The organism is Pseudoalteromonas sp. 68 DY56-GL68 (assembly GCF_041414825.1).
In the GTDB taxonomy this organism is placed as follows: domain Bacteria; phylum Pseudomonadota; class Gammaproteobacteria; order Enterobacterales; family Alteromonadaceae; genus Pseudoalteromonas.
Map to the genome: position 1 here is coordinate 15,669 of NZ_JAOCZL010000020.1, position 26,564 is coordinate 42,232.

Here is a 26,564-nt window from a genome sequence, read left to right on the forward strand (position 1 = left end):
ATGAATCGGTTATGAGTTTTATCCCTTTGAAAACATTACTTAAACAGCTGTGTTATCTTTGTAGTGCGGCATTATTAGTTAGCTGTGCTAGTAATCAATATACCTATACGCAATCAGCCAACTACAGTCATCGGGTAAAGTTTTTAGTGATGCATTACACCGCCATTGATTACGAAAAATCGATGCGTGCATTAGTCGATGAAGGAGGTCTAAGCTCTCATTATTTATTACCTGAGTCGGGCGATTCAAGTTACCCAAAAGACGATTTAGAAATTATTCAGCTCGTTGATGAAAAAGACAGAGCATGGCACGCAGGGCGTAGTTTTTGGCAAGGCAGAGAAGACTTAAACGATCACTCTATTGGTATTGAAATCGTTAACGTACCTACCTGTCACACACCTGAGCAAAGTAAACCAGCGATGCAAAATGATGCAAGTAAACTGTGTATCTACCCTGATTACGATGCCAAGCAAATTGAGTTACTTATCAAATTAAGTAAAGATATTCTTGCTCGAAACCCTGATATTGGCCCAACTCAAGTGATTGGTCATTCTGATATTGCCCCAAGCCGTAAGAACGACCCAGGTCCGCGCTTTCCTTGGTATCAACTTTATAAAGCGGGTATCGGTGCCTGGTACGACAGCGACACCGTTGATAAATATTGGCAGTTATTTAGTGCATCAAAACCTTCAACAGAGCTTGTGCAAAAAGCGCTGCGCAGCTACGGTTATGAGGTGATTGCAACAGGGCAGCTAGATTTTCAAACCCTAGATGCTTTGAGTGCCTTTCAAATGCACTTTTTACCTTGGCATGTAAGTGGTAATAATGATGCTAGAACTGCAGCCGTCCTTTTTGCATTATTAGAAAAGTACTTCCCTAAAAAACTTGAGCGGTTATTTACAGAGTATCAGCAGCAACAGCAAGCGGTTGAGCCAGAGCCAAAAACACTGGCTAATGCACAAGTGATAGCACGTATTCCTGCACTTGATCCGAGTAGTCGCGCGCTAGTAAACGACCGAGGCACATTCACTGCTTATAAAGGTCGTGGTGAAATAATTATTGAAAATCACGATGCGATTAGCGCAGACATTTATATTAATGGTGAAAAAATTAATATTGCCTCGCCACTTACCGCAGAGCAAACCTACCAATACAGCTTGTATAAACGTACTCATGATGGCATTAATACTTATAAAGTAGAAAATGTATTGCCTGAAGGAGCAAGCTTAACATTACGTTTCCCTTACCCAGCGCTCGATAAAAATGCTACTCAAAAGCGTTTTAGCGCCGTTGATGAATTAATTAATCAAGAAATTAAAGAGGGCTTTCCAGGGGCTGTGCTTGCAATTGTTAAAGATGGCAAACTGATTAAATTAAGCCATTATGGCGCAGCTAAAAAGTACCATGCTGATGGCAGTGAGCTTAAAACCCCACAAGCCATGCAAAACGATACTTTGTTTGATATTGCCTCGAACTCAAAAATGTTTGCCACCAACTTTGCGCTGATGAAGCTTGCTAGCGAAGGTAAACTCGACGTAGAAAAACCGCTGTTTTATTACCTACCAGAATTTAGGGGCAGCGGTCGCGAGCAGCGCTTAGTGAAAGACTTACTTACCCACAGCGCAGGTTACCCAGCGGTGGTTGATTTTCACCGTAAAGACAATAAATTTGGTGAGCGCTTTTTTTCACAAAATAGCCTGCGTACCAAAAACCTACTATTAACTGGTGTCCCCTTTGTGGCGGGTCGTAACGTAAAGCACTTATATTCTGATATCGATTATATGTTGTTAGGTGTGCTGGTTGAACGCATCAGCGGTATGCCCCTAGATGCTTATGTTGAAAGTCAAATTTATCAGCCACTTGGTTTAACGCACACGGTTTATAACCCATTACAAAAAGGCTTTTTAGCCTCGCAAATTGCCGCCACTGAAATAAATGGTAACACTCGCGGTGGGCGTATTGAATTTGAAAATATTCGTACCGATGTACTGCAAGGTGAAGTACATGATGAAAAAGCGTTTTATGCCTTAGGTGGCGTAGCAGGACATGCGGGGCTTTTTAGTACCGCAGGAGATTTATCTGTATTAATGCAAGTTTTGCTAAACGGCGGTGGCTACGATAATAAACAATTATTTACCCCACAAGTGCTTGCGCAGTTCACTCAGCCGCAAGCGAGTGATGAAACGTATGGCTTAGGGTGGCGCAGAGCAGGACACCAAGCGCGTAAATGGCATTTTGGCCCTTATGCCAGCCCCCGCGCTTTTGGTCATACAGGTTGGACTGGCACAGTAACTGTGATTGATCCCGAATATGACCTAGCAATTGTACTTTTAACCAATGCACGGCATACACCCATTGAAGGCTCACCAGAAAATTACGAATTTGTCGGAAAGCGCTTCGAAACAGGCAAGTATGGCTCTATTATCTCACTGATTTATGAGAGTATATTAAATCACTAGTCGATTTAAGTTGAGTTTAGCGGTAAAGCCATTAAGCTTAGCGGGTTTTAGCATAATAAAAATAAAATATTGATCTTAATTTAAAAGGGTTTTTATGTCTTGGTATTCAATTTTACCACCCTTGATTGCTATCTTAATTGTGTTTTGGCGCAAAGAAGTGATCATGGCGTTATTGGTCGCGGTTGCGTCGTCTGAGTTTTTACTTGCTCTGAATGGTGAAGGTAATACCTTGTTTTTCACCTTTATCAATACCATTGAGCGGGTTATTGAAGTTGCCAGTTCCCCAGGTAATAGCCGTATTCTTATTTTTAGTATTTTAATTGGTGCTTTACTTGCCTACATTCGTGAATCGGGTGGTGTGGCTGCAACGGTTAATTTATTAATGAATAAGGGCGTGGCAAAAAGTAAGCGCCAAGTGGGTTACTTAACCATGTTCTCGGGGATTGCGGTATTTATTGAATCGAACTTAAGTGTTTTAACTTCGGGTATTTTGTCTCGTGGCTTATTCGATAAATTTAAAATGAGCAGAGCGCGTCTTGCTTACATTATTGATAGTACCAGCGCACCTGTGTGTATCTTAATTTTACTCAATGGCTGGGGCGCATATGTGCTTGGTCTGCTGAGTAATTACGAAATGGAAGAGTCTGCGGTATCTGTGCTGTGGGGCAGCATTGGTTATAACTTCTACGCTATTATCGCGTTACTTATCGTGTTTTATACGATTACTTTCGACAAAGTACATGGCCCTTTAAAGCAAGCAGAAGAGAATTTTGAGCAGCAAGAAACTGAGCTTGCAGAAGAAGTAAAAGGCTCTAAAGCCCGTTACATGCTTATTCCACTTATTACCTTAATTGGTAGCATGGTTGGCTTTATGTTCTGGACTGGCGAGGGCGATATTGCCAGTGGTAGTGGTTCTAAATCAGTGTTGTATGCCACTATTTTAGCTTGTGTTGTGGCGTACTTTTTAATGATTAGTTCTCATGAATTTACTCACCATAAGCTTGTTGATATTGGCTTTAAAGGCATGGGTGAGTTACTGCCATTAGTGTCGATTGTATTGCTATCGCTCACCTTAGGTGCAAGCTTGAAAGACTTAGGTACAGGTGTATTTGTGGCTGGCCTAGTAGGTGATTTTTTACCTATTTACTTGGTTGTGCCAGTGCTGTTTTTAACCGGTGCGGTAATTTCATTTACCACAGGTACTTCATGGGGCACATTCGCGATTCTGATTCCAATTGGTGTACCGCTCATTCAAGCTTTGGGTTTACCACCTTCATTAGTGATTGCGGCTATTTTAGGTGGCGGTGTGTTTGGCGATCACTGCTCGCCAATTTCAGATACCAGCGCGGTATCGGCCATTGCATCAGGGTGTGATTTATTAACTCACGTGAAAACCCAAATGCCGTATGCTTTATTCGGCGGTGCGTTAACCTTCATCGCTTATCTAGTAACGAGTATTATTGTTTTATAATTAATAGCTTGAAGTTAATCGCTGTAAGCTATACATAAAAACCACAGACTTTCTCTGTGGTTTTTTATTGCTTGTATATTGCAAAAACCATCGCGCGAAATAAATTTCACGCCTACAATACTCGATAACCCGCACATTCAAATCTTACAGTTATATCTTAGGTACAACCTTATAAACACCCACACCATCAACACCAAGATATAAATCACCATTAGGGTGGGTGGCAAGGCTGCGTACACGACCTACACCTTCAAATACCTTGCTGTGGCCTGTTACTTTGTCACCATCAAGCTTTACCAAAACGAGGTGGCCAAATTTCATCGAACCCACGGCAATGTGACCTTGCCACTGTGGGTATTTATCGCTAGTGATAAATTCCATTCCAGAAGGGGCAATTGAAGGCACCCAATACCAATCAGGCTGCTCCATTCCTGCGCGGCTGGTTTCGTCGGTAATTGTTGTGCCAATGTAGTTGATCCCATAGGTGATCTCAGGCCAACCATAGTTTGCACCCGCTTTAACTATGTTAATTTCATCGCCGCCACGAGGGCCATGTTCATGGCTCCATATAACCCCCGTTTCAGGATGCATAGCCATACCTTGAGGGTTACGGTGTCCATATGAATAAATGCTTTTATGAGTCGTTTTATGGTTATAAAACGGGTTTGATTTAGGGATAGAGCCATCGCTATTGATACGGTGAATTTTACCCGCATCATAGTCTAGGCTTTGTGGGTGAACGTCTCTTTTGCCACGGTCGCCAATAGAGAAGTACAGGTAACCGTCTTTATCGAATTCAATACGCGAACCATAGTGTTTCGTTGTTTTAATATTTGGCTCGCCATCAAACAGCAGTTGCTGGTCAACAAGTGCCATATCTTTAAAGCGGGCGCGCATAATCGAGGTATTGTAACCCTCACCATCGCCTCCATAACCCGAGTAAGAGAAGTAAATCCAACCATTGTCGGCAAAGTTCGGATCAAGCTCTATATCTAATAAGCCCCCTTGGCCTTCATCATGCACTTTAGGAGTTCCTTTAACTGTTTGCTCAACGAGTTTGCCATCACGAATTAATCTAAGCTCGCCACGCCTATCAGTGACAAGTAAGTCACGCTCGTTAAGCCAAGCCATACCCCAAGGAATTTGAATTCCTTCACTTACTAATTCTAGTTTGTAGTTATTCGCGCTAGCATCCAGTGGAATCTTTTGTTCCGGCTGAGCACACGCTTGCAAGCTCGATAAGCTAATCGAGGCAATGATTAAACTGTTAAACAAAGACCTTTTCATAGTAACTCCATATTTTAAAACACGATGTTATTAGCCTAGCTGGTTCAGCATTAAATTGTTATTAACATTAGAACAATGTGCGATTATTGGTAGGAAAAGCGAGGTAAAGGGCGGGGTATTAGCCGTCAGTCTGGAATCTCGTGGAAACCATCGCGCGAAATAAATTTCACGCCTACGGTACTCCTTTACTCTTTCCCCTTGTAGCTCGCCAGCTTGTTTTAAATCTGCTAGCTTAGCAAGTTCTTATTCTTAAAAGGATTTAACAAGTCTTATGAAGTCAGAAAAGTTTTTTAAATGGGTGTGGAATGTTAACGGTCTAATTTTACTTATAGGTTTAATCATTGGAGCAGCAGCAATAGGGTATAACTTTGTTGCTTACTTACTAAAGTCCGATAACCATGTTCAGCAACAAACACTAAACTTAGCTGAAGATGAAAAACAGCAAGAAAAGTGGAAACTGGGTTACCCCCGTAAGGTCGAGGGGAGTGATTTTTACTTTATCCCGTTGGAATCAGAAAAACTGGATATCGAGGTGAAAGCAGACGTAACAATTTACAATAATTTTAGCAGTGGTTATAAATACAGACCTACGCGCTCAAAGAACATCTTGTTTCTAAATGACAAAACTAATCATGCCAATTGGCTATTTAAAACAACGGATCAGTTAATCATAGAGTTTGGTTCTTTAAGCCATTACAAAGAGTTTGATACTCGTGCTGAAAAGGAGCAAAAAGTCGATGCCCCTAAGGCTGTTTCTTACGAAGTTATCAAAAACGATACCAACAACGACAAACTGCTTGATGGCAAAGATAAGCGTACCTTCGCGCTAAGCAAGATTGATGGCTCAAACTACAGCGAAGTTATTTCAGGTTACAACCGCATTGTAGAGTCTAACCTCAACGCTGAAGGCAATTTATTCGTTGTATTTATTAACAACGATGAAGTTTACTCTATGCTGATAGACCTAGATACATTTGAAGTGATTAGTAAAAGCATGCTCCCGAAGGTAGGGGAGTGAGTTGGTTTAAATTTAAATTAACAATGATAATTACTAAATATTAATTCTTAAGTTTATTGTTAGGTACTTAAATGGATAAGATAAAACAATTTGATTGGAGTGGGTCTACTAATCCTAAAACTGAAGGTGAATTTTTCCCGCCAGACAAACTAGATAGAGCAAAATATGCATCTTTTCTTACAAATCTTTTAGCAAGCGAAGGGTTTGATGAGAGCCGTAGCTTCGATTCTTGTAAAAGAAATTATGTGCTTAATTTAAATGCTGAGTGGGGAGCTGGAAAGACTTATTTTTTAAAGCGTTGGTCGCAAGATTTAAAAAGTGATTACCCAGTCGTATATGTTGATGCTTGGAAGCAAGATTATTCTGATGATCCATTTTTGACTGTTATATCATCAATTATTTCTCAATTAGGCATTCAAGCAGAGTTTGAAATTAAAGTTCCCAAAAGTGCTGTCTCTATGTTTAAGGCTGTTGCACCTGCAATAGCTCAAGGGGTAGTAAAAAAAGTTTTAAATACAGACTTCGATGAGATATGTAATTTGTTAGCTGACGATGATTTAAGTGATGAGGAAGGTGGAGACCCTAATACAAAACAATCAACAACTGATTTTTCTCTTGCCGCTAAAGCTCTAGCTGAAAATTTGATTAAAGAGCATGAAGCCAAAAGCAAAAGCATTGAAGTAATTAAAAGCAAGTTATCTATATGGGTTAATAAATTTGAAGAACAGAACGGTATACAGCTACCAATTTTCATTTTTATAGATGAGCTTGACCGTTGTAGACCTAGTTATGCGGTTGAGATGTTGGAAACAATAAAACATATCTTTGATGTCAAAGGTATTGTATTTGTGGTTGCAACAGATACAGAGCAATTACAACACACTATAAAAGCAATATATGGTCAAGGTTTTAGCGCTCAAATGTATTTGGGTAGGTTTTTTAATAGTAGGTATAGTCTTAAAAGACCTGCGCTGAATGACTTTTTAACAGTTCATACCGATGTAACAAAATACGATCCCGCTTACTTGAAAAGTAGAGAAGTTAGAATCTTGCCTGTTACTGACACTCCTGAAATCGCATTAAAAAATATTTCAATTGTCTTAGATGCTTTTCAAATATCAGCAAGAACAGCAATTCAAATTACAGATCGGATTGCAGCGATTATTAGCAACTTAAATAGTGGGAATAAAGTTGATATTTTAGTTTTGGCTATCCTATTTTGCCTATTAGAAAAAGATTATGCTCTTTATGCAGATGTTATTAATGGGACATTCGATAAAAAGGAACAAAATAACAAAGGTGAATCTAGGAGTGTAGACTTAGTAGAATTCATCAAAAGGAAAATGAGTAACGTCTACCTTGAAAGGGATCTTACATATAATTTCAAGACTAATATTGAATTTAAAGACTTGCATTTGAACCATCGAGGTTACAGTGAGAATCATTATTTGATTAGTCTCTCTAAGTTTATGGATTCTATTTTCTCTAAAATTTTTAGCGAAGGGGCGAATACTGCACTTTCAGCTTTTCTTTCATATGGAAGAGAAGAACAGAGTTCTCCTTTAGAAAAGGCTGTCACTTCATTGCGAAGACACAATCCTTCTAACGATAAGCAAGATATAACAGCAAAGCTTTTGATTCAATACATGTACTTAAGAGATGGGTTTAGTGAAATAACGCCAGAGAATTACGGAGACTTTGTTGAATTGTCCTCACCTCTAGAGCATATGGGAGAGAGTTAATTATTAGCTTAAATTAAGTTTAAACCTCAATACAAAAAAATAATGCAGCAGATTTTATATCGCATATTACGTATTAGTAGTACGCGATATGGCGTTTCAAATTGAAAACCCGCTGCTACCTAAAAACTTGCGACTTTACTTTTGTAACTCGCTAACTTGTTGGGTTTCGCTACGCTCTACCCAACCTACGAGTTCGCTAACTCGTACACTTTTCCGTTTCATGGGTCAGTTGTTTGAGTGCGATGATTTGGCCTTGTTTGTTTTGATCTAGGGCGAGTAAGTCACCTTGGTGGATATGAGTATCGAGTGTGCCGTGTTTTTGTAGCTCTTCAAGGAGTGACTGCTTTATTTGTACTATGACATTTTGCTCGCAGTCGGCGATATACCAGTCGTTATCAACACTGACTAGACGGCCAGTGAAGCGGGTACGGGTTTGGTGATTAGCTAATGCTTGTTGGTAGTTCGCATCTAGGTTTTGTTTTTGTTGTTTTAGGTTACTCACATAGCTGCCTTTGGCGTCGAGTTCGTGTACCTCAAGCCATTGATAATCTGATAAATCCACAGCATAAACATCGGTTAACTCGCGGTTGTTGTATTGCAGCATGACAAAACCAAGAATCGCTAAAGCAGCAAAAACACCGGTCAATTGTAAGCCTAAAAAGCGCTGTGGCCTTGGCGTTGCTGACTGTGGCTTTTGCATGTGTGAAAGCTCGTCGCTGCTTAAGGTGTGCTCTGCCTTACGTTTTTGAAAATGTGCTTTTAAATCAGCATCGAATTGCTCGTCGTTACGCTTCATGATGGCCTCCTAGTTGTTGTTTCAGGTTTTGACGGGCATATCGCAGCCGAGTTTTAATGGTCTCTGGGTTACTTTGTGTGATTGCAACAATGTCTTCGAGACTAAAGCCTTCTTGTTGTAAGGTCAGCGCTTCACGTTGTACAAAGCTAAGCGCCATAAGTGCTTTATCAAAGGCTTCGTAGTCGTAGTGATAACTTGCATCCTGCGCTTCAGCAGATAGTTGGTTGTCTTCTAATTCAACGAACTTTTGCTGCTTACGAAATTCATCAATTAACAAATTACGTGCTAACCGAAATAGCCATGCTTTTGGGTTGTTTTGAGCAGTGTAAAAGTCACGTTTATCAATGACTTTTAACCAGGTTTGCTGGCATATATCGAGGGCAAGATCTTTATCACTTTGTGTGACTAGGTAGTGATAAAGATCGTTCCCGTATTGAGCAACGAGTTGGTTAAGGTAACGGTTGTCGCCCGTTTTGGCGTACTGAGCCAAACAATCTGTGTTTGGCTTGTCAAATAACCATGTCTTGATGCTCATTAGCATAGGCAGTTATCCATCTATTTTAAAATCAAGTTGAACGCTTTGGTTTGTTTGTAATTGTGCCACACCTTCAACAACTTTAGGGCGATATTTCCAACGTTTAATCGCGCGAATTGCTTCGCGGTCAAATACCCGTTTTGGCTCAGCATCAATAATAACAGGGTCAATCACTTCGCCCGTCGGTGAAATGCTAAAGCTAATTTGCACCCAGCCTTCAATACCATCGCGGGCTGCGACCGGCGGATATTTAGGGTTTATACGCACGATAGGCGTTGCATCTCCCGTTGGTTGATTAATGGTTTTACTAAGTGTGTCGCCAATGCCATCAAAGGTCACTGTTGGTGTTGCATCGGCAATGATCATTGTATCTGGGGTTTCAGCCGCAGGGCGTGGTGGCGCTTTTGGTGGCATTTTAGCAACTGGCGGTGGCGGCAGTGTTTGTTTTACTTGTACTTTTGAGTCTTCAGGTACTTCATAAATTTCAACTGTGATATCTGGATCTAGCTTTACATCGGCTCTTTGCTCAGCAGAAATTAAGTACTGCATGAAGGCAAATGCTGTAAAGGTCATTACACCGCCGCCAATAATTGCTGCGCTTGTCTTTAAAGCAGTATTGCTGTTATTCAAGCTTGCTGAGTTTAGTGGTAAAGTATGCATAGCCGTTCCTCTTTGGATAATTGCTTTCATAGCTAAAACGGCTGGCAAATAAAAAAGGGGTGAAAATTTTTTCACTTTTTATTTTTTCACTAATTTTAGTGTGACTTTTTAGGTTGTTATGAAACTTATTCAAATAGATAAAGCCCGTTACCGTAAACATTTAAACCAAGTAATTATTGCTTGTGTAATTGCTTTAGCCGTTGGCAGTTTAGCCATTTCACAAACATTAATTGCGTTATTCCCTGATCCAAGCGGTAGCCATTTTCATTGGAACCTATTAGGTGTTGTTGTGTGTAGTGTGCTGGTGGGTTTTGTGCTTAATAAATACCGCAATCATGATTACATGACTGAAATTGTTTATGTGTGGGAGCTTAAAAAAGCGCTGAATAAAATCACCCGTAAAATGCCTAAGTTAAAAGCAGCAGGGCGTGAGGGCAATGCAGATGCTTTATTAGCAATTCATTACAGCTATGCGGGATCACGTTTGTTATGGCAGCTTGATGACAACACTATTACCATGGATGAGTTGGCAATTAAGCAGGCAGAGCTTGATAGTGTTGCAGATAAATATAATCTCTCGCTTGATGCCGAACGTTATGATGAGTCAATCTTAAAGCAATTTTAAGGATGCGTAATGAAAAAGGTGTTGATTGTATGTTTAGGCAATATTTGCCGCTCACCTACTGCTGAAGCGGTACTTCGTAGTCGTGCCAAGGCGCTGGGTGTCAATGTCAAAGTTGATTCTGCTGGCACCATTGGTTACCACCAAGGTAATCCACCAGATTCACGCTCAAAAGCAGCAGCTAAAAAGCGCGGTTATAGTTTTAATGGCATCTATTCACGACCTGTGACTCAAGCTGATTTTCATGAGTTTGATTTAATTCTTGCGGCTGATAAGCAAAACCTTGCTGATTTAAAAGCTCAGTGCCCTAAGCACCTGCAATATAAGCTGTCGTTGTTTTTAAGTCATGGTGATGCAGGGGAGAGCGAGATCCCAGATCCCTATTACGGTGGCGATCAAGGTTTTGAAAAGGTACTCGATTTAATTGAAGACGCAGCAGATAATTTATTAAAAGCGTTCTAATTGAACGCTTCCAATCTAGATAAAAAAGTTTGGTAAGTTGTGTTCATTAAACCAGCCTGCTACGTAATGCGACTCGCACAATCGCCAAGTGTTATCTGACTCTAGCCTCGCCGCTAACTGATAATGAGCGGCATAGATTTTTTGATTGAAATCGTCTACCGTTTTTTCGGGAATTATACGGGCAATGATAAATCGAGCAGAAGTTTTATGTTCGTTAACGTCTACTTTTACTATTTCTGCAAAATGCTGCCAAAATGGCGCTAGTTGCCTAAAGTTTTTTAAACTCCCTACAACATTTTCTTTGCCAGACAAGTCACTCAAAGGTGGAAAGCTGCCATGTATATCTTCGCTATAACAGTCAATTAATAAGTTAATATCGCTGTTATCGACGGCGAATGCGTATTTATTATAAAGATCAATTAAAGCCTGCTTTGGGTCAGTCGATTTGTAGTCTTTGATTAATGCCCACGGAGAGTGTAATTCGCTTACAATTGTTGGGCAGCCATCAACAAGCTGCCACCCTTGAATACCTGGAAGCATATTCCAGCTTGGTATCAGTGATTGCTGCCCTTTATTCCAGTTAATTTGAAACTTAATGTGTTTAATGAGCCATTGTTGGTTTTCTAAGATGAAGTGAAAGATAAGTGTGCAGCCACACAAAAAGCGTTTTTGGCCATGATATATATCAATGTAAGCGTAGCTACTTGCGGCTGCAAAGTCATTTTTATTGGCAGTAAATGTGTTACTGAATTCACCACTTGCAGCATAACTTTTAAAATCTGCACTTAGTGTTCTTGCAACCGATTTACAGCCATCAAAACAACCATGATGATGGCTTTTAAATGTTATATCAGTGCTAAATAGCTGAGTTAGAGATTGTTCATCAGCTAACAGCCAGCTCTCTTTGAATTGACTAATTAAGTTTACGAGTTGCTGTTGAATAGTCATACCGCAGACTCGCTCTGCTCTTTTTCAAGCGCTGGAATAACAAAACTGCCTAACTCGTCAATCACATCTTGTGCTGCTCTTCGCGATGGCTTTAAGTTAAGTGCTATATGTTTTACGCCAAGTTCCCTATGTTTTAATAGTCGCTCTATAAGTGCATTTCGTCCAATACGAATCACATTGTAAAAACGCTGATACGGTGCATCAGGATTTTTATCTAAATCAAAAAATGTCGCATAGCCATAATGTGGGCTTGTGTTGCTATTGCTTGAAATTGATAGGTTGTTAATGATTTCACTGATGGCTTGTTCATTATCAACAGCCCAAATCCAAGCATTAACATTATTAGCCAACCACTCAAATGATTGCCTAGAGCGACCAACGGCCATAACGGGTATCTGCTGATTTACTGGTTTTGGATAAAGGTCAAGTGAACCATCAAGCTCGCCGTAATGTTGGCTAATGTGTTTAGGAAAGCTTTGTTGGTGTAATGTTTTGATAATTTCAACTGACTCTCTGTAGCGCTCAGCACGCGCGTTAAAATCGACACCAAAAGCTGGGTATTCAACTGGCCTGTCTCCGGTTGAAACTCCTAACACAAAACGACCATTACTTAGATGGTCTACTGAGGCTGCTTGTTTGGCAACCATGATAGGATCGCGTAATGGTAAAACTGCCCCTGCGGTGCCTAAAGTAATTGTATTTGTATGCGCAGCAATGAAACCTGCGTAAGTAAATGGATCAAGCATCTGCGCAGCATCACCGAAATTAGGGTCATAAAAAGGCACATCTCGAAACCAAATACTAGCAATACCTGCTTGTTCAGCTTGCTTAGCAGTTGCTATATCAGCATTGAGGGTAGGGAAAGGGCTACTAGGATATGCTTCAATCGGTGTTAATAATCCCAGCGTTAATTTGTTGTCGGCAAATACATTTGTAAAGCTAGTTGGTAGATTATTCATGTTACTGATCTCCCGTATTCGCTGGCCAGACAACATCAAGTTTAGAGTGACTAATGCGCCATTGACCGTCGACTTTTTCATAGCGATCTAAGTATCGGCCCACTAATAAAAGCGGAGATTCGCTTTGCTCTCTACTTGTAACAAAGTCAATTAGATAGCACTCACCCTGTGCTGTTGTTTTATCTGTTAGCACTATTTGATGGTTCATCACGGCATGAACAAAAGGGAAGTGCTTTCTATTGTGGGTATCGAATTCATCATAAGCATTTTTTAATCCTTGCTTTATCTGTTCAATTCCGTTCATTTCACCCACTGTTACTTCGACTCGTGCGTTGCTAGTAAATACTTCTTCCATTTTATGAATTTGACCAGAGTCTAAAAGCTGACTGTAGTTTAATCGAAGAGTTCGGATCTCTTCTTTTTCGAGTAAATCGAGAAGTTTGCGTTCGCTCATCATGTTTCTCTATTGCTGAATAAGTGAACACTATTTTATTATCTTCTTTTTAAATGATAACCTAGCTAATATTCCATTTATTCTGTCCTGAGATTCCACAATGAAACCAGAAGATAGTCCTTTCTTTGGAATTCGAGAGTTTGTTGAAACACTACGCATGGGTACATTCACAGCAGCTGGTAATCGGTTAGGTTTAACAGGCTCCGCTGTTGGTAAAACTGTTACTAGGCTTGAAAGTAAGTTAGGTACAAAGCTACTACATCGAACAACACGTCAGTTAACTGCTACGCCAGAAGGGCAGCACTACTTTGAAGGCTGGCTGAAAATGCTGGATGAAATCGATAGTTTAGAACAGGCAGTGACAGCAGGAAGTCAAAATGTATCTGGACAAGTAAAACTTCACTTACCAGCTGCATTTGGCCGTAAATACGTTATGCCAATACTGTCTGGATTAGCGAGTAAATACCCCAAGCTTGAATTAGTTGTTCACTTTAGTGAAAGTCGGATAGATATAATAAATGAAAATGTGGACCTAGTTGTACGGATTGGTACGTTAGATGATGATGCAGATCTTGTTGCTAAATTATTGGGATATCAAAAGTTAACGGTGTGCGCATCACAAAGCTATTTTGATCGCTACGGGCTACCCGACACACCCGCGGATTTAATAGCCCATGATTGTATTATTGGCAGTAAGCGTGCGATGCAACCTACATGGCTATTCAAAGATAGTAAAAAACAGCTTTTTAAGCAGTTAATTAATGCCAGATACATGCTCAGTGATGGCGACGCTATGCTTGATGCAGCTTTGAGTGGTTTAGGTGTTGCGCAATTACCTACTTGGCTTATTCAGGAACAGCTTGAAAGTAATAAATTAGTCAGTGTATTAGAGACCTACTCAGGTGCAGTTATGCCAATTAATGTTGTATGGCCTCGTTCACGCTATTTGAAATTGAGCCAACGAGTAATAATAGATGAGCTAGCTGAGCAGTTTCGGCTCCACTCATCTATTATCAATCAACTTTAACGATTAATTTTAAAATCAAGCTGAACACGCGATGTAGCTGCGATAGCTTGACCGTTTTCAAATTTAGGGGCATAACGCCATTGTTCTACAGCCCTTTTGGCTTCTGTCTCAAAAGCGCCTCCGCCTTTAGATTCAATAACCGTTATTTTATCAACAAAGCCTGATGGGGTTACTTCAAATTCCATGACAACACTGCCGCTTTGGCCTCGCTGCGCTTTTATCAATGGGTATTTAGGATTAACACGGTACAGGGGTTCTTGTTCTTGGCTGTCTTTCCATGGCACCATTTTGGCAATGGCAACACAATGCTTAGTGGCTTCTTCTCGTTTGCCCACTTTTTCGTAAAGGTGTACAAGTTTAGAGTGAGCATCCAGCTCTGCTTTATGATCAAAACTCAGTGCTTCATCAAAAACAGTGACGACATGAGTCAAACGCTCTATCGCTTGCTCGTAGTTCTTTTTATGCTCTGCAAACGCGGCAACTAAAAAGTCAGCTTCAATACGCTCAACAGAGTTTTCAGGGATATTATTTCTATAATATTCGTCGGCTTCCTCTAGGTAAGCTTTTGCTGTGAAGTAACGACCACCACTTGGTTTGTAAGCTAGGATACGCGCTGCTTTGAGTTTGCTATCAGCAACTAGTTTGTGATCTTTTTTTATTGTGGCGATTTCAATCGCGTCTTCAAGGTAGTCAAAAGCAAGTCTTGGCGATTTGGTTGAATGAGCTAAACCAAATAATGAGTCGTAAACCTCGTTGCTCAGCTTCCCATGATTTTTTGCTAAAATATCGTAAGCATATTTGAATAGCTCAAAGCGCTCCTGTTGCTTGTTTTCAGGTAGGGTATTGGCATAGTTGATTGCTAAATTCGCTGTATTCTCAGCATTTTCACCATATACCTTTTGACCAAGCGTATAGGCTTTTTTAGCAAGCTCAGTGGCGTCTTCATGTTTCTCTATAGCGGCTAGGTAAGCACGATAAGTGTTATTAAATTCTGAGTTTATATCTTGGCTTGCCAAAGAGGGTTGGCTTAATAGCAAGGTAGCACATAATGCGAGAGACATTTTTTTCATAATAATCCTTATTATTATTTTCCTGTAGGTGCGTGAATAAGATGATTGAAGTTGAGTAAATGAGAATGAATCTTATCCTCGATGATGGTAGCAAACAGCGTGAGCGTTGTCACTTGTTTAGAAACTTTCAAACTAAAAGTTGCATGCCTGTATTTCAATTTTAGCCGCAATACACAGTGCAAAGCTCGTATCTTTAAGTGCTTTGAGTGTATAATACTTGAATTGCTGGTAACTGCCTCAATATTAGTTATCACTCGTCGTATGTTGCATTCTTACAACCTTCAAGCTGTTGTAATCACATTTGCAGTATCGCATTTATTTTTTAATTTGGATTTGTCGTGGCGCAAGTAAGAGCAAGAGTCCAGCTAAATGTTGGCAAAAACAGTGATATTCCTGCAGAAATCGTATCTTTTAGTGGCTTAAATGATGGCCAAGAGCATGTTGCTTTAGTGTTTAATCAAGCCGACACCGAGCAAGACGTACCCTTAATTCGTATGCATTCAGAGTGTTTAACTGGCGATGTATTTCATTCGTCACGTTGTGATTGTGGTGAGCAGTTAAATGAGTGCATTGAAATGATGCACGAGCAAGGTGGTATTTTACTGTATTTACGCCAAGAAGGCCGTGGCATTGGTTTATACAACAAGATTGATGCTTACGTATTGCAGTCGCAAGGTATGAATACTTACGAAGCGAATAACCACTTGGGTTTTGCTGATGATTTACGTGACTTTTCAGACGCCGTATTAATGCTCGAAGCACTTAATCAAAAGCATGTTAAGTTAATGACAAATAACCCGAATAAGCTTAAAGCACTGCGTGACGCTGGCATTGAGGTTGATTCAGTGGTTGGTACGCATGCGCACATTAAAGCGGGTGTAGTGGGTAACCGTGCTTACCTTGAAACGAAAATCAAACATGGCTCGCACATGCTTGATATTAAGAAAATTAAAAAGCCTGAATAAATTTCACAACAGGTGACTATAAACCCGTGGCGCACCCAGTTATACTCGGTGCGTTTTGCCGTTATTGAATGAGAAACTATGTCGATCGAAGTTCGTGTTTTTAAAGCCGATGCAGGCGTAAAATGGTTTAAAGCAGGGTGGGAAATCTTCAAGCTGCAACCTGTTACGTTTATTTTAATGCATCTGTTAATAGGTGTTATTGGCTTTTTATCGTTAGTGCTACCACTGTTACAAGTCGTCGGTGCATTTGTTGCGCCATTTTTAATGGCTGGTTTTTATCAAGCAGTATTGACAAAACAGCAAGGTGGTACGGTTAGCCAAGTTGATATTTTTAAACCCTTTAGTAATAAAGGTAATCGTATTGGTTTAGTGCGTGTTGCTGTGTACCAGATGGCGGCGGGTATTTTATTAGCCCTGTTATCAAATTTCATTTTTGCCGATGCTTATGCGGTTATTTCAAGCCAAACGTTCGACCCACAAAATCAAACACATATTGCTGATTTACTGGCCACGATTTCCATGGGGCAAGTGGCGGTATTTCTATTAGCAATCTGTGTGTATATGACTGCGTTTGCTTATGCTATTCCATTGGTTTATTTTCAAAAACAAAGCAATATGTTGCAGGTTCTAAAAACCTCATTCATGGTGTTTTACCATAATATGGCGCCACTGAGTGTCTATGGCCTAATTTGCGCCGTTTTAATGGTGATCTGTATTCCTTTATCGTTTATTCCTCTATTGGTTTTAATGCCAATTTGTTACATTAGCTTCTTCGTGTCTTTTCAGGCTATTTTTATGCCGGTTGTACCAAAAGGTGATGACCAACCAAAAGCACCTGAAGCACAGTCACAATCAGGGCGCTTTGACGCGTAATGGATGATAAAGAACAAAAATTAAAGAATTACGTACTTTGGTTACTGTCTCGACAAGATTATTCGCGTCGAGACCTAACGCGAAAGTTACAGCAAAAAGAGGCAACGCCCGAGTTTACAGAGCGTTTGTTAGATTGGTGTGAATCACACAACTTTATTAACGAACAGCGCTACTGCGAAGGGTTTGTACGCCGCCATTTAGCTAAGTATCATGGTGCTAAACGCATTCAGAGCGAAGCAATGGCAAAAGGGATAGACCGAGCACTATTAGATAAGACGCTCGAGGAGTTCGAAATCGATTGGTTTGAACTCGCACAGGACGCATATTTAAAGAAGTTTTCAAATTCAGGTAAAGAACTCGACCAGAAAGAAAGAGCGAAACGTGTACGCTACTTGATGTATCGAGGCTTTAATTACGAACAAATTGATTTTGCAATGCAAGCACAGCAATAAACGGGTGAGATTTTCACATGCAGCATATGACTACCGCACAGATCAGGCAACAGTTCTTAGACTTTTTTGCCTCTAAACAACACCAAATTGTTCCTTCAAGCTCGCTGATCCCGGGTAACGATGCCACGTTATTATTCAATAACGCCGGTATGGTGCAATTTAAAGATGTATTTTTAGGTGCGGAAAGCCGCCCTTATTCGCGTGCAACCAGCTCACAACGTTGTGTGCGTGCAGGTGGTAAACATAACGACCTTGAAAACGTAGGTTACACAGCTCGTCACCATACATTCTTCGAAATGCTTGGTAACTTCAGCTTTGGCGATTACTTCAAGCAAGACGCAATCAAGTTTGCGTGGCAGTTTTTAACTGAAGTAGTAAAACTACCGCAAGAAAAGCTACTTGTTACCATTTATCACGATGATGAAGAAGCGTTTAACATCTGGCATAAAGAAGTAGGCCTAAGTGAAGATCGCATTATTCGCATTGCAACCAGCGATAACTTCTGGTCAATGGGTGATACAGGTCCGTGTGGTCCATGTTCTGAAATCTTTTACGATCACGGTGAAGAAATTTGGGGTGGCCCTCCAGGTTCACCTGAAGAAGACGGTGACCGTTTCATCGAGATCTGGAACCTAGTATTTATGCAGTATAACCGCCATGCCGACGGTACAATGGAGCCGCTTCCTAAGCAATCTGTTGATACCGGTATGGGTCTTGAGCGTATCTCTGCAATTTTACAAGGCGTGCACTCAAACTACGAAATCGATTTATTCCAAGCGCTTATTGCTGCGGCAGCAAAAGTAACCAACGCACAAGATTTAGATGATAAATCGTTACGCGTTGTGGCTGACCACATTCGTTCGTGTGCATTCTTAGTATCTGACGGCGTTATGCCATCAAACGAAGGCCGTGGTTATGTACTACGTCGTATTATTCGTCGTGCTGTTCGTCATGGTAACAAGCTAGGCGCGAAAGGTGCATTCTTCTACAAGCTAGTTGCTGCGCTAATTGAGCAAATGGGTCAAGCGTACCCAGAGCTTGCTAAGCAACAAGAAATTATTGAAAAAGTACTGCGTATTGAAGAAGAGCAGTTTGGTAAAACACTTGAACGCGGTCTGGCTATTTTAGAAGAAAGCCTAGCTGACATCGAAGGCGATGTGATCCCAGGTGACTTAGTATTCAAACTTTACGACACTTACGGTTTCCCAGCTGACTTAACGGCAGACGTGGCCCGTGAGCGTTTCATGACGATTGATGAGCACGGCTTCCAAGAGTGTATGGCTGTTCAGCGCAAGCAAGCACAGCAAGCAGGTAAGTTTGGTGCTGATTACAACCAACAACTTAAGTCTGAAAAACACACAGACTTTAAAGGTTACGATGCAGAGCATTACACAGGTACTGTGGTCGAACTTTTCTCTGAAGGTCAATCGGTTTCTGTACTTGAAGATGGTCAAGAAGGTATCGCAATCTTAGACCGCACACCGTTTTATGCTGAATCAGGTGGTCAAGTTGGTGACACGGGTGTGTTAAAAGTTGCTGGTGGTGAGTTTGTAGTGACTAACACTACTAAGCTTGGTAATGCATTTGCACACCATGGTCGTGTACAAGGCCGTATTGGTACAAACGATAAAGCAGAGGCTACAATTGATGCGGCACGTCGCGATAGCATCAAGAAAAACCACACTGCGACGCATATCTTGCATGAAACATTACGCCAAATTTTAGGTGAGCACGTAAGTCAAAAAGGCTCACTTGTTGACCCTGAACGTTTACGTTTTGACTTCTCACACTTTGAAGCGGTAACAAAAGACGAATTACGTCAAATCGAGCGCGCGGTAAACGATGAAATCCGTCGTAACTTTGCGCTTGAAACGGAGCTAATGGCTATCGAAGATGCAAAAGCAAAAGGTGCGATGGCATTATTCGGTGAAAAATACGATGACGAAGTGCGCGTAGTAACCATTGGTGATTACTCAATCGAGCTATGTGGTGGTACTCACGTTAAGCGTGCTGGTGATATCGGTTTATTTAAAATTGTATCAGAAAGCGGTATCGCTGCCGGTATCCGCCGTATTGAAGCGGTAACGGGTGCTGAAGCAGTTGCTTATGTAAGTGAGCAAGAGCAACAGTTAAATGATGTTGCAGCGCTAGTTAAAGGTGATAGCAGCACAGTACTTGAAAAAGTAACCGCATTACTTGAGAAATCAAAAGGCCTTGAGAAGCAAATTGCACAGCTTAACGATAAGCTTGCAAGTGCAGCAGGTGCATCGTTACTTGACTCTGTTGTTGAAGTGAATGGTATTAAGCTACTGGTTGCTGATGTTGCAGGTACTGAGTCTAAAGCACTACGTGGCATGGTTGATGACCTGAAAACGAAGATTGGTTCAGGTGTTATTGCCCTTGGCGTAGCCAATGGCGACAAAGTAAGCCTGATTGCAGGTGTAACTAAAGACCTAACAGGTAAAGTGAAGGCCGGTGAACTTGTAAATCACATGGCTGCACAAGTAGGCGGTAAGGGCGGTGGTCGTCCTGATATGGCACAAGCAGGTGGTACTCAGCCAGAGAATCTTGCTACTGCCTTAGAAAGTGTAACTGGTTGGTTATCTGAGCGTTCTTAACTACTAGTGGCACTTATCGTCCAAAAATTCGGTGGCACCTCAGTTGGCTCAATAGAGCGAATTGAGGCCGTCGCCGACCTTGTTGTAAAAACCAAGCAACAAGGCCATCAAGTTGTGGTGGTGCTCTCGGCTATGTCGGGAGAAACTAACCGTCTAATTGAACTCGCTAAAAAAATCGATTCTCGTCCCAGTGCTCGTGAGCTTGATGTATTGCTAACCACCGGTGAGCAAGTGTCAGTCTCTTTACTCGCAATGGCGATTATTAAACGGGGCCATTCTGCGGTAAGCTTACTTGCCGATCAGGTCAACATTCGCACCGACAATATGTTTGGCAAAGCGCGTATTGAAGAGATTGCAGCGACTCGCCTTAAGCATGAACTTGAACATAACCGGATTGCCATTATTGCGGGCTTTCAGGGCCGTGATATTGAAGGTAATGTCACAACCCTTGGTCGTGGTGGGACAGATACTTCTGCGGTTGAGATTGCAGGTGCTATCAATGCCGACGAATGCCAAATTTACACTGATGTAGATGGTGTATACACCACCGACCCGCGTATTGAACCAAATGCGCGACGTATGAGTCATGTTACGTTTGAAGAAATGCTCGAAATGGCAAGCTTGGGCGCAAAAGTTTTACATATACGCAGTGTTGAAGCGGCAGGAAAATACAATATACCGCTTAGGGTATTATCGAGTTTTAACCCGGATCAAGGGACCTTGATCAGTTTTGAGGAGCCTGATGTGCAAACCAATATTGTGTCGGGTATTGCTTTTAATCGAGATGAAAGCCTAATTTATGTCAATGGTGTGCAGCAAGGGGTAGAAAACCTTGCAAAAATTTTGCAACTTTTTGCAGAATTCGGTATCGAAATAGATATGATTAATCAAGTTAATCATAACTTTGAAAAAATAGACTATGCTTTTACTGTGCACACTAATGATTTTGAACAAGCACTTGAAATCCTAACTTTAAACCAAAGTAATATAAAAGCTGAGTCTGTTAAAGGAGTAAGCAATGTTGCCAAGGTGTCAGCTGTAGGTGTAGGGATGAAATCGCACTCAGGTGTAGCAAGTTTATTTTTTAATGCCCTTGCAGAGGAAAACATCAAAGTAGTGCTTGTGTCGACATCAGAAATAAAGATTTCAGTTTTAATTGACGAAAAATATTTAGAGCTGGCTGTACGTGCACTTCATAAAGTTTTTTTAACTGAAAATGAATAAGATTTAGAGTTTTTACTTACTTTTAAGTCAAGTTTTCATTAAAATGTTTTTGACGCGGAATCTTTTAATTTTTTGGAACATGGGAGCAAGAGAATGCTAATACTAACTCGAAGAGTAGGTGAGACCCTGATGATCGGTGACGAAGTAACTGTTACTGTTCTTGGTGTTAAAGGAAATCAAGTTCGCATTGGTGTAAATGCACCAAAAGATGTATCAGTACATCGTGAAGAAATCTATATGCGAATCCAAGCAGAGAAATCTAACCCAAATCCGGGCAATGTTTAATCAGCGAAAAATTCTTAAGAGCCACTCATTGAGTGGCTCTTTTATTTAACTCAACAACTATTTCATCGCTAAGTGCTTGTTTAGAGATGTATTGCATACCGCGCTGTGCTTTTAATATATAACCTCGTTCAGTCTCAATAATCTCGCTTATTTGCTGCCAGCTTAATTGGTAACTCTTATATGGGTTTTCAGCCTTAATCCCTTCATCGTTAAATAAAATGGTCACCTCGCTACCTGATGCACGACTCATCATTTGTCTTGCTACCCACCACGGACGTTTGTAATAAAACGAAAGGCACTCAACGACAGCAAGCATAATCATAAAGCTGCCTAAGTAATGATTATCTAATTGATAAAAAGCTAATAAGCCCAGAGTTATTAATAATGCCAGCAGCGGGTATTTAGGTTTGGCTTGTGATGAGTAGGGAAGTGACTCATCAAAGCATTCGTAGTAATACGGTTTATCTAGTGTGTAAGTTGTACTTAATGTCATTCGGGGGCCTACTTAATTTACTGGCTGCAGTTTAGCACTGATAGAAAAAATCTGCCGCAGTTGGTTTTCATTTTGTTGTCATTATGAGAACTTACTATGATTGTATTTTTAGGTGTAAATAGCATGTTTATTAGTTCAGCCTCATTCGCTCTTGCAATGGCTAGTAATACCTTTTTGGTTATGGGTGATATGCCATACACACCTATGGATGAAATTAATCTCGCTCAGCCGAATGGTAAGCTCGCACGTGCAGTCGCATCCACGCCTCATAGCTTTTTGATGCATTTAGGTGATATGAAATCAGGGTCTTTACCTTGCACAAACAAATTACTTCAGGCCAATAAGCAGCTTTTAACTGCAATTACCGATAAACCTTTTATCTATACGTTGGGTGATAATGAATGGACTGATTGCGATCGTGATAGCTTAAGCCCTCAGTTTGATGAGCTTGAGCGATTAGAATATGTAAAAGGTTTAATGTATGACGATGATTACTATAAAAAAGCAAACTTATTACAAGGTTTTACTCATCAGCTCGACATGAGCGAGAACGCGCGTTGGCAATTTAATAATATTGAGTTTATGACTCTGCATATAGCGGGCACGTATAATGGGCGCGCGCAAATACTGAAAAGTAATAAAAATGACGCTTTGGATGCAGCAGATAAACGCGACAGGTTAAACTTAGAGTGGTTGCAGCGGGGCTTAAATAACCAAAGCGTTAAAGCGTATGTCATTGGCTTTCAAGCTGATATTTACAATGCAACGAATAAATCAGCATGCACTGCGACACTGCGCTCAAACTGTGATGCTTTTAAAGTCTACCGCGATGCTTTTTCCCAATTTGCTAAATTTGCAAAAAAGCCTGTGCTCATTATGCATGGAGATACAGGGCCATTTTGTTATCAACAGCTTACAGAAAATTTAACGCGATTAAATGTGCCTGGTGATTATGTGGTTAGTGACATAGCAAGTGTGAAACTAGAAGATGGGGATTGGCAAATAACCAGTGTTGCAACGGGTAAAGCGTTAACAGCGACATGTAAATAAAATAGAGCGGCCGTTAGGCCGCTCTTAGAAGGTTAAAATTTGAGTTTAATACCCATTTTAAATTGACGACCAAGTACGTCATAGTTACTTGGGAATGTGTTACCAGAGTTTGAACTAGTATCACCTGCTTCATTACCAACCACAGGTGGCTCTTTTTCAAACATGTTATCAATACCGAATGTAACATTCATGTAGTCAGTAACATGGTAGCTGGCGAATAAGTCAAAATAATCATAGCTTTCGATGCTTCTGAATTCTTCAAAAACATTTGGCGCTTCGATTGGCTCGATATCTACACCATCAATGTGACGCCATTGTAGTGACACGGTTAGATCTTCCCAAATCCAGCTAGTACGTTGTACCCAGCGTAATTCAGAGACAGGGTCGCAACTTGTGCTGTAAAAACCTTTACAGTCAATAATGCGTGCGGTATCAGAGCTTTGCGACTCTTGCGTTAGGTATTTATTGATATTACCTGAGAATTGCAACTCTCCCATGTCATCAAGCAAAATACCAAAATTGAAACCAAGTTCGATACCTTCGGCACGTTGATTTTTTAAGTTGGTAGTAAATTGCTCAATACCCGCACCCGCGATAGTTAAGTCACCACCGATACGATTAATCTTCGCACACTCGTTTGCATCACCTAGTACGTAACAGGCATCAAGAATTTCTTGAGCTGAGAACTCACCAATGATGTCATCGATATCAATATCATAGTAGTCAAGCGTAATTGTGAAGTTTTCAACAGCACTGAATTCAGGCGTCCAAACAATACCTGCAGTGAATGTTTCTGCTTCTTCAGCACCTGGTGGGTTAGCAGGATCACTACCACTAATGACTTGTACTTGACCAGAGATTACATCTTGTACGTTACCAACTTGAGCATCTGTCATACCTGTTGAGATACAAAGCTGTCTAAGTGCGTCATCAATGTTAGCTGCGTTAGCAACTGAACATGGATCTTGTAGCGCGTTGTCTAAGCCTGTTACAACAGGTGAAGCAATTTCGCCTACGTTAGGTGCGCGCGTTGCTTGTTGTTGCATAACACGAATAAGTACATCGCTAACAGGACGCCAGTTGAAGCCAAGTTTCCACGTTTCGTTGCTACCTACTGTATCGTAGTCAGCCCAGCGGAAACCAAACTCTACATCAAGAGTTTCAGCACCCGGCAAGCCGTCTAACACAGGTAAGTAACCTTCTAAGAAGAACTCATCGACTTTAAAGCCACCTGTAATAGGCAGTTGGTTACCACCTGCACCACCTTGACAACTAGCAGGGGCAAGTTTTAAACATTCATCAGGTTCAAATAAGCCTTTTTCGCGACGATTTTCATAACCAAAACTCATCGAAAGTGGTGCACCAGCACCTGGGATTTCGATAAACTCGATTGCACCATTAACGGTTGCAGTGAAAATTTCTTGGCTGTACTTTTGTTGTTGAAGGGCAATTGCTTGCGCATAGCCTGCCATTTCATCCGTGATGGTACCAAAGCCACCAAATAGATTAATTGGCACACAGCTTGAATCACCATTTTTACAGGTTACACCATCGGTTGTATCTAATGCATTTTGAATATTGGTTAAGTTTGTATAACCACCACGTACAGTTGTACGGTTAGATTCACCATACTGATAGCTAACATCATATTCCCAGTCATCTAGGAAGAAACCTGTTACACCAGTCACGATTTGGAACTGAGTACTGTCAAATCGTTCTGTACGAGCACCTAACTCTAATGTTCTACGACGTAACTGCACTTTTAGATAGTCTTCACTATCAACAATGCCGTTACCGTTAACATCTTGCCAGTTACTGTCATTTAAGCTACCAGCCGCCAAAGCAGCAGAAGCGCCATCAATCATAAATTGTCGAGCTTGATCGCCAATTAACGGGTTCGCTAAAGGTAAATCAAAACTTGAACCAAACGTACCAGATGGTGCTACTTGCGTATCAACACTGGTGTTAGTGTAGTTAAAGCTTGAATAAACTTTATGCTCATCAGTGAGGTTATATTTAGCGATTGCGGTTGCTGAATAACGCTCTGAAGGTGTTTGATAGAAGTTATATGGATTGAAGTTAAATACACTACATGTATCTGGTTGCAATGTACCATCGTTTCTAAATTGCCCTGAGCCAGTTGTGCCTGCACCAACAATTGCAAATCGTGTTGGGAATGCAGTTGTTGAGCCGCCACTTTCAACCGAGTTAGGACCACTACAATCTGCTGGCGCAGGGATTGGTGGCTCACCGTTTAAAAATTGCTCATAGTTAGCACCGGTAGCCGTTTCAATACCAAGTAAACCTAAAGGACGATCACCTAGTAGTACTTGATCACGCTGGCTCCAGCCAAGAGATAGTACAACGTTACCTTTATCGTCTTCTAGGTTAGAACCTATTGTTAAGGCTATACTGTTTTTGTCACCATCATTGTCACCGGTTTGAGAGTGTTTAAGATCTAAATCAACACCTTGAAAGTCTTCTTTTAATACAACATTCACCGCACCTGCAATCGCATCAGAACCATATACAGCTGACGCACCACCAGTGATAATATCAATTCGTTCAATCAGTGCAGTTGGAATTGTTGAACTGTCAACTGAGCCATTGTAGTTGTATGGGATCATCCGACGTCCATTCATTAGAACAAGTGAACGTTGCGATCCTAAACCTCTTAAGTTAATAGTGGCTGCACCGCCAGAGCCATTATTTACGTTACTACCATCGCCAGGTATTGTTGAAGGTAAAGTTCTTAGTATTTGTTCTACTTCAGGCTCTTGTTGGTAACCTAATTCTTTTTCTCCGATTGATACAATTGGACTTGCAGAAACAGCGCCCGGTTGTCTAATACGACTACCTGTGATTGAAATTACTTCGAGATCTTTTTTTGCGTCGCTTGTCTCTTCTGCTGCACTCATTGGTGCGTATATAAGAGCTGTAGAAACAACCCCTGTACTAATCGCCAGCTTTACAGCATTTGATAGTTTGTTTTTTAACATTGTTATCTCCCAATATTTAATTATAGTTGGCTAGAAAACAATGGATTACTACTCGATATCCATTCTTAGCATGTTTAGATTAGTACACAACCTAG

Annotated in this window: 24 protein-coding genes; 14 read left to right on the forward strand and 10 right to left on the reverse strand. The window is 40.9% G+C overall.

The window, feature by feature from the left end; translation table 11 throughout:
* Window positions 1-11 precede the first annotated feature (11 nt).
* Window positions 12-2,459: a penicillin binding protein PBP4B gene (gene pbp4b / locus NYF15_RS11905; RefSeq protein ID WP_371353679.1), complete on the forward strand. Its 2,448-nt coding sequence runs from the start codon at window positions 12-14 to the stop codon at window positions 2,457-2,459.
* A gap of 94 nt (window positions 2,460-2,553) precedes the next feature.
* Window positions 2,554-3,930, forward strand: coding sequence for a Na+/H+ antiporter NhaC family protein (locus NYF15_RS11910; RefSeq protein WP_371353680.1), 1,377 nt, complete (start codon window positions 2,554-2,556; stop codon window positions 3,928-3,930).
* A 150-nt stretch (window positions 3,931-4,080) separates the two neighbouring features.
* Here NYF15_RS11910 and NYF15_RS11915 read toward each other — a convergent pair whose 3' ends face one another.
* Window positions 4,081-5,217, reverse strand: coding sequence for a PQQ-dependent sugar dehydrogenase (locus tag NYF15_RS11915; RefSeq protein WP_371353681.1), 1,137 nt, complete (start codon window positions 5,215-5,217; stop codon window positions 4,081-4,083).
* A 271-nt stretch (window positions 5,218-5,488) separates the two neighbouring features.
* Between NYF15_RS11915 and NYF15_RS11920 the strand changes: the two genes are divergently transcribed.
* The gene (locus NYF15_RS11920) at window positions 5,489-6,235 is read left to right on the forward strand and encodes a hypothetical protein (RefSeq protein ID WP_371353682.1); all 747 of its coding nucleotides are present in this window, start codon (window positions 5,489-5,491) and stop codon (window positions 6,233-6,235) included.
* A gap of 71 nt (window positions 6,236-6,306) precedes the next feature.
* The gene (locus NYF15_RS11925) at window positions 6,307-7,977 is read left to right on the forward strand and encodes a P-loop NTPase fold protein (RefSeq protein WP_371353683.1); all 1,671 of its coding nucleotides are present in this window, start codon (window positions 6,307-6,309) and stop codon (window positions 7,975-7,977) included.
* A 196-nt stretch (window positions 7,978-8,173) separates the two neighbouring features.
* Here NYF15_RS11925 and NYF15_RS11930 read toward each other — a convergent pair whose 3' ends face one another.
* From NYF15_RS11930 to NYF15_RS11940, 3 genes are read right to left on the reverse strand one after another with little or no spacing between them, the layout of a single operon-like run.
* Window positions 8,174-8,773 carry a hypothetical protein gene (locus tag NYF15_RS11930; protein WP_371353684.1) on the reverse strand — a complete coding sequence of 200 codons (600 nt, stop codon included), beginning with the start codon at window positions 8,771-8,773 and terminating at the stop codon, window positions 8,174-8,176.
* On the reverse strand, window positions 8,763-9,314 hold the full coding sequence (locus tag NYF15_RS11935) for an RNA polymerase sigma factor (RefSeq protein ID WP_371353685.1): 552 nt from the start codon (window positions 9,312-9,314) through the stop codon (window positions 8,763-8,765). Before NYF15_RS11935 ends, NYF15_RS11930 begins: the two co-directional genes overlap by 11 nt.
* A gap of 6 nt (window positions 9,315-9,320) precedes the next feature.
* On the reverse strand, window positions 9,321-9,968 hold the full coding sequence (locus tag NYF15_RS11940; protein ID WP_371353686.1) for an energy transducer TonB: 648 nt from the start codon (window positions 9,966-9,968) through the stop codon (window positions 9,321-9,323).
* Window positions 9,969-10,086: 118 nt separating this feature from the next.
* Between NYF15_RS11940 and NYF15_RS11945 the strand changes: the two genes are divergently transcribed.
* Window positions 10,087-10,593, forward strand: a complete 507-nt coding sequence (locus NYF15_RS11945; RefSeq protein WP_371353687.1) for a DUF3087 domain-containing protein — start codon at window positions 10,087-10,089, stop codon at window positions 10,591-10,593.
* 9 nt (window positions 10,594-10,602) lie between these two features.
* Window positions 10,603-11,052, forward strand: coding sequence for a low molecular weight protein-tyrosine-phosphatase (locus NYF15_RS11950; protein ID WP_371353688.1), 450 nt, complete (start codon window positions 10,603-10,605; stop codon window positions 11,050-11,052).
* A 15-nt stretch (window positions 11,053-11,067) separates the two neighbouring features.
* Here NYF15_RS11950 and NYF15_RS11955 read toward each other — a convergent pair whose 3' ends face one another.
* Genes NYF15_RS11955 through NYF15_RS11965 form a run of 3 tightly spaced genes read right to left on the reverse strand, consistent with a single transcriptional unit; the run spans window position 11,068 to window position 13,416 of the window.
* The gene (locus NYF15_RS11955; RefSeq protein ID WP_371353689.1) at window positions 11,068-12,000 is read right to left on the reverse strand and encodes a nuclear transport factor 2 family protein; all 933 of its coding nucleotides are present in this window, start codon (window positions 11,998-12,000) and stop codon (window positions 11,068-11,070) included.
* On the reverse strand, window positions 11,997-12,959 hold the full coding sequence (locus NYF15_RS11960) for a TIGR03571 family LLM class oxidoreductase (RefSeq protein ID WP_371353690.1): 963 nt from the start codon (window positions 12,957-12,959) through the stop codon (window positions 11,997-11,999). Before NYF15_RS11960 ends, NYF15_RS11955 begins: the two co-directional genes overlap by 4 nt.
* 1 nt (window position 12,960) lies before the next feature.
* Window positions 12,961-13,416, reverse strand: coding sequence for a nuclear transport factor 2 family protein (locus NYF15_RS11965; RefSeq protein ID WP_371353691.1), 456 nt, complete (start codon window positions 13,414-13,416; stop codon window positions 12,961-12,963).
* Window positions 13,417-13,513: 97 nt separating this feature from the next.
* Here NYF15_RS11965 and NYF15_RS11970 point away from each other — a divergent pair, with 97 nt between their 5' ends.
* Window positions 13,514-14,440: a LysR family transcriptional regulator gene (locus tag NYF15_RS11970; protein ID WP_371353692.1), complete on the forward strand. Its 927-nt coding sequence runs from the start codon at window positions 13,514-13,516 to the stop codon at window positions 14,438-14,440.
* Here the strand turns inward: NYF15_RS11970 and NYF15_RS11975 are convergent.
* A complete protein-coding gene (locus tag NYF15_RS11975; RefSeq protein ID WP_371353693.1) occupies window positions 14,437-15,510 on the reverse strand; it encodes an energy transducer TonB in 1,074 nt (357 codons plus the stop codon). The two genes, NYF15_RS11970 and NYF15_RS11975, sit on opposite strands and share 4 nt — an antisense overlap.
* 338 nt (window positions 15,511-15,848) lie before the next feature.
* Here NYF15_RS11975 and ribA point away from each other — a divergent pair, with 338 nt between their 5' ends.
* The 6 genes from ribA (at window position 15,849) to csrA (ending at window position 21,927) form a co-directional block, all read left to right on the forward strand.
* A complete protein-coding gene (gene ribA / locus NYF15_RS11980; protein ID WP_062569603.1) occupies window positions 15,849-16,475 on the forward strand; it encodes a GTP cyclohydrolase II in 627 nt (208 codons plus the stop codon).
* Between the two features lie 78 nt (window positions 16,476-16,553).
* A complete protein-coding gene (locus tag NYF15_RS11985) occupies window positions 16,554-17,348 on the forward strand; it encodes a BPSS1780 family membrane protein (RefSeq protein ID WP_371353694.1) in 795 nt (264 codons plus the stop codon).
* Window positions 17,348-17,800, forward strand: coding sequence for a regulatory protein RecX (locus NYF15_RS11990; RefSeq protein ID WP_062569605.1), 453 nt, complete (start codon window positions 17,348-17,350; stop codon window positions 17,798-17,800). The genes NYF15_RS11985 and NYF15_RS11990 overlap by 1 nt, the downstream gene beginning before the upstream one ends.
* Before the next feature lie 17 nt (window positions 17,801-17,817).
* Window positions 17,818-20,418 carry an alanine--tRNA ligase gene (alaS, locus tag NYF15_RS11995; RefSeq protein ID WP_237118067.1) on the forward strand — a complete coding sequence of 867 codons (2,601 nt, stop codon included), beginning with the start codon at window positions 17,818-17,820 and terminating at the stop codon, window positions 20,416-20,418.
* A gap of 6 nt (window positions 20,419-20,424) precedes the next feature.
* The gene (locus NYF15_RS12000) at window positions 20,425-21,642 is read left to right on the forward strand and encodes an aspartate kinase (protein ID WP_371353695.1); all 1,218 of its coding nucleotides are present in this window, start codon (window positions 20,425-20,427) and stop codon (window positions 21,640-21,642) included.
* A gap of 93 nt (window positions 21,643-21,735) precedes the next feature.
* Window positions 21,736-21,927: a carbon storage regulator CsrA gene (gene csrA / locus NYF15_RS12005; RefSeq protein WP_036970495.1), complete on the forward strand. Its 192-nt coding sequence runs from the start codon at window positions 21,736-21,738 to the stop codon at window positions 21,925-21,927.
* 25 nt (window positions 21,928-21,952) lie between these two features.
* On the opposite strand, the gene NYF15_RS12010 is transcribed toward csrA, so the two are convergent.
* A complete protein-coding gene (locus NYF15_RS12010) occupies window positions 21,953-22,420 on the reverse strand; it encodes a YcxB family protein (protein ID WP_371353696.1) in 468 nt (155 codons plus the stop codon).
* 96 nt (window positions 22,421-22,516) lie between these two features.
* Here NYF15_RS12010 and NYF15_RS12015 point away from each other — a divergent pair, with 96 nt between their 5' ends.
* A complete protein-coding gene (locus tag NYF15_RS12015; protein WP_371353697.1) occupies window positions 22,517-23,470 on the forward strand; it encodes a hypothetical protein in 954 nt (317 codons plus the stop codon).
* A 32-nt stretch (window positions 23,471-23,502) separates the two neighbouring features.
* On the opposite strand, the gene NYF15_RS12020 is transcribed toward NYF15_RS12015, so the two are convergent.
* Window positions 23,503-26,469: a TonB-dependent receptor domain-containing protein gene (locus NYF15_RS12020; protein WP_130150380.1), complete on the reverse strand. Its 2,967-nt coding sequence runs from the start codon at window positions 26,467-26,469 to the stop codon at window positions 23,503-23,505.
* Window positions 26,470-26,564: the final 95 nt, after the last annotated feature.

Coding starts and splice junctions, on each gene's coding strand:
- NYF15_RS11950 (WP_371353688.1), top strand. CDS start 10,603: ATGAAAAAGGTGTTGATTGTATGTTTAGGCAATATTTGCCGCTCACCT.
- NYF15_RS11935 (WP_371353685.1), bottom strand. CDS start 9,314: ATGCTAATGAGCATCAAGACATGGTTATTTGACAAGCCAAACACAGAT.
- csrA (WP_036970495.1), top strand. CDS start 21,736: ATGCTAATACTAACTCGAAGAGTAGGTGAGACCCTGATGATCGGTGAC.
- NYF15_RS11965 (WP_371353691.1), bottom strand. CDS start 13,416: ATGATGAGCGAACGCAAACTTCTCGATTTACTCGAAAAAGAAGAGATC.
- NYF15_RS11975 (WP_371353693.1), bottom strand. CDS start 15,510: ATGAAAAAAATGTCTCTCGCATTATGTGCTACCTTGCTATTAAGCCAA.
- NYF15_RS11910 (WP_371353680.1), top strand. CDS start 2,554: ATGTCTTGGTATTCAATTTTACCACCCTTGATTGCTATCTTAATTGTG.
- NYF15_RS11955 (WP_371353689.1), bottom strand. CDS start 12,000: ATGACTATTCAACAGCAACTCGTAAACTTAATTAGTCAATTCAAAGAG.
- NYF15_RS11920 (WP_371353682.1), top strand. CDS start 5,489: ATGAAGTCAGAAAAGTTTTTTAAATGGGTGTGGAATGTTAACGGTCTA.
- NYF15_RS11940 (WP_371353686.1), bottom strand. CDS start 9,968: ATGCATACTTTACCACTAAACTCAGCAAGCTTGAATAACAGCAATACT.
- pbp4b (WP_371353679.1), top strand. CDS start 12: ATGAGTTTTATCCCTTTGAAAACATTACTTAAACAGCTGTGTTATCTT.
- NYF15_RS11930 (WP_371353684.1), bottom strand. CDS start 8,773: ATGAAGCGTAACGACGAGCAATTCGATGCTGATTTAAAAGCACATTTT.
- NYF15_RS11985 (WP_371353694.1), top strand. CDS start 16,554: ATGTCGATCGAAGTTCGTGTTTTTAAAGCCGATGCAGGCGTAAAATGG.
- NYF15_RS11970 (WP_371353692.1), top strand. CDS start 13,514: ATGAAACCAGAAGATAGTCCTTTCTTTGGAATTCGAGAGTTTGTTGAA.
- NYF15_RS11925 (WP_371353683.1), top strand. CDS start 6,307: ATGGATAAGATAAAACAATTTGATTGGAGTGGGTCTACTAATCCTAAA.
- NYF15_RS11915 (WP_371353681.1), bottom strand. CDS start 5,217: ATGAAAAGGTCTTTGTTTAACAGTTTAATCATTGCCTCGATTAGCTTA.
- NYF15_RS11960 (WP_371353690.1), bottom strand. CDS start 12,959: ATGAATAATCTACCAACTAGCTTTACAAATGTATTTGCCGACAACAAA.
- NYF15_RS11945 (WP_371353687.1), top strand. CDS start 10,087: ATGAAACTTATTCAAATAGATAAAGCCCGTTACCGTAAACATTTAAAC.
- NYF15_RS12010 (WP_371353696.1), bottom strand. CDS start 22,420: ATGACATTAAGTACAACTTACACACTAGATAAACCGTATTACTACGAA.
- NYF15_RS12020 (WP_130150380.1), bottom strand. CDS start 26,469: ATGTTAAAAAACAAACTATCAAATGCTGTAAAGCTGGCGATTAGTACA.
- alaS (WP_237118067.1), top strand. CDS start 17,818: ATGCAGCATATGACTACCGCACAGATCAGGCAACAGTTCTTAGACTTT.
- NYF15_RS11990 (WP_062569605.1), top strand. CDS start 17,348: ATGGATGATAAAGAACAAAAATTAAAGAATTACGTACTTTGGTTACTG.
- NYF15_RS12015 (WP_371353697.1), top strand. CDS start 22,517: ATGATTGTATTTTTAGGTGTAAATAGCATGTTTATTAGTTCAGCCTCA.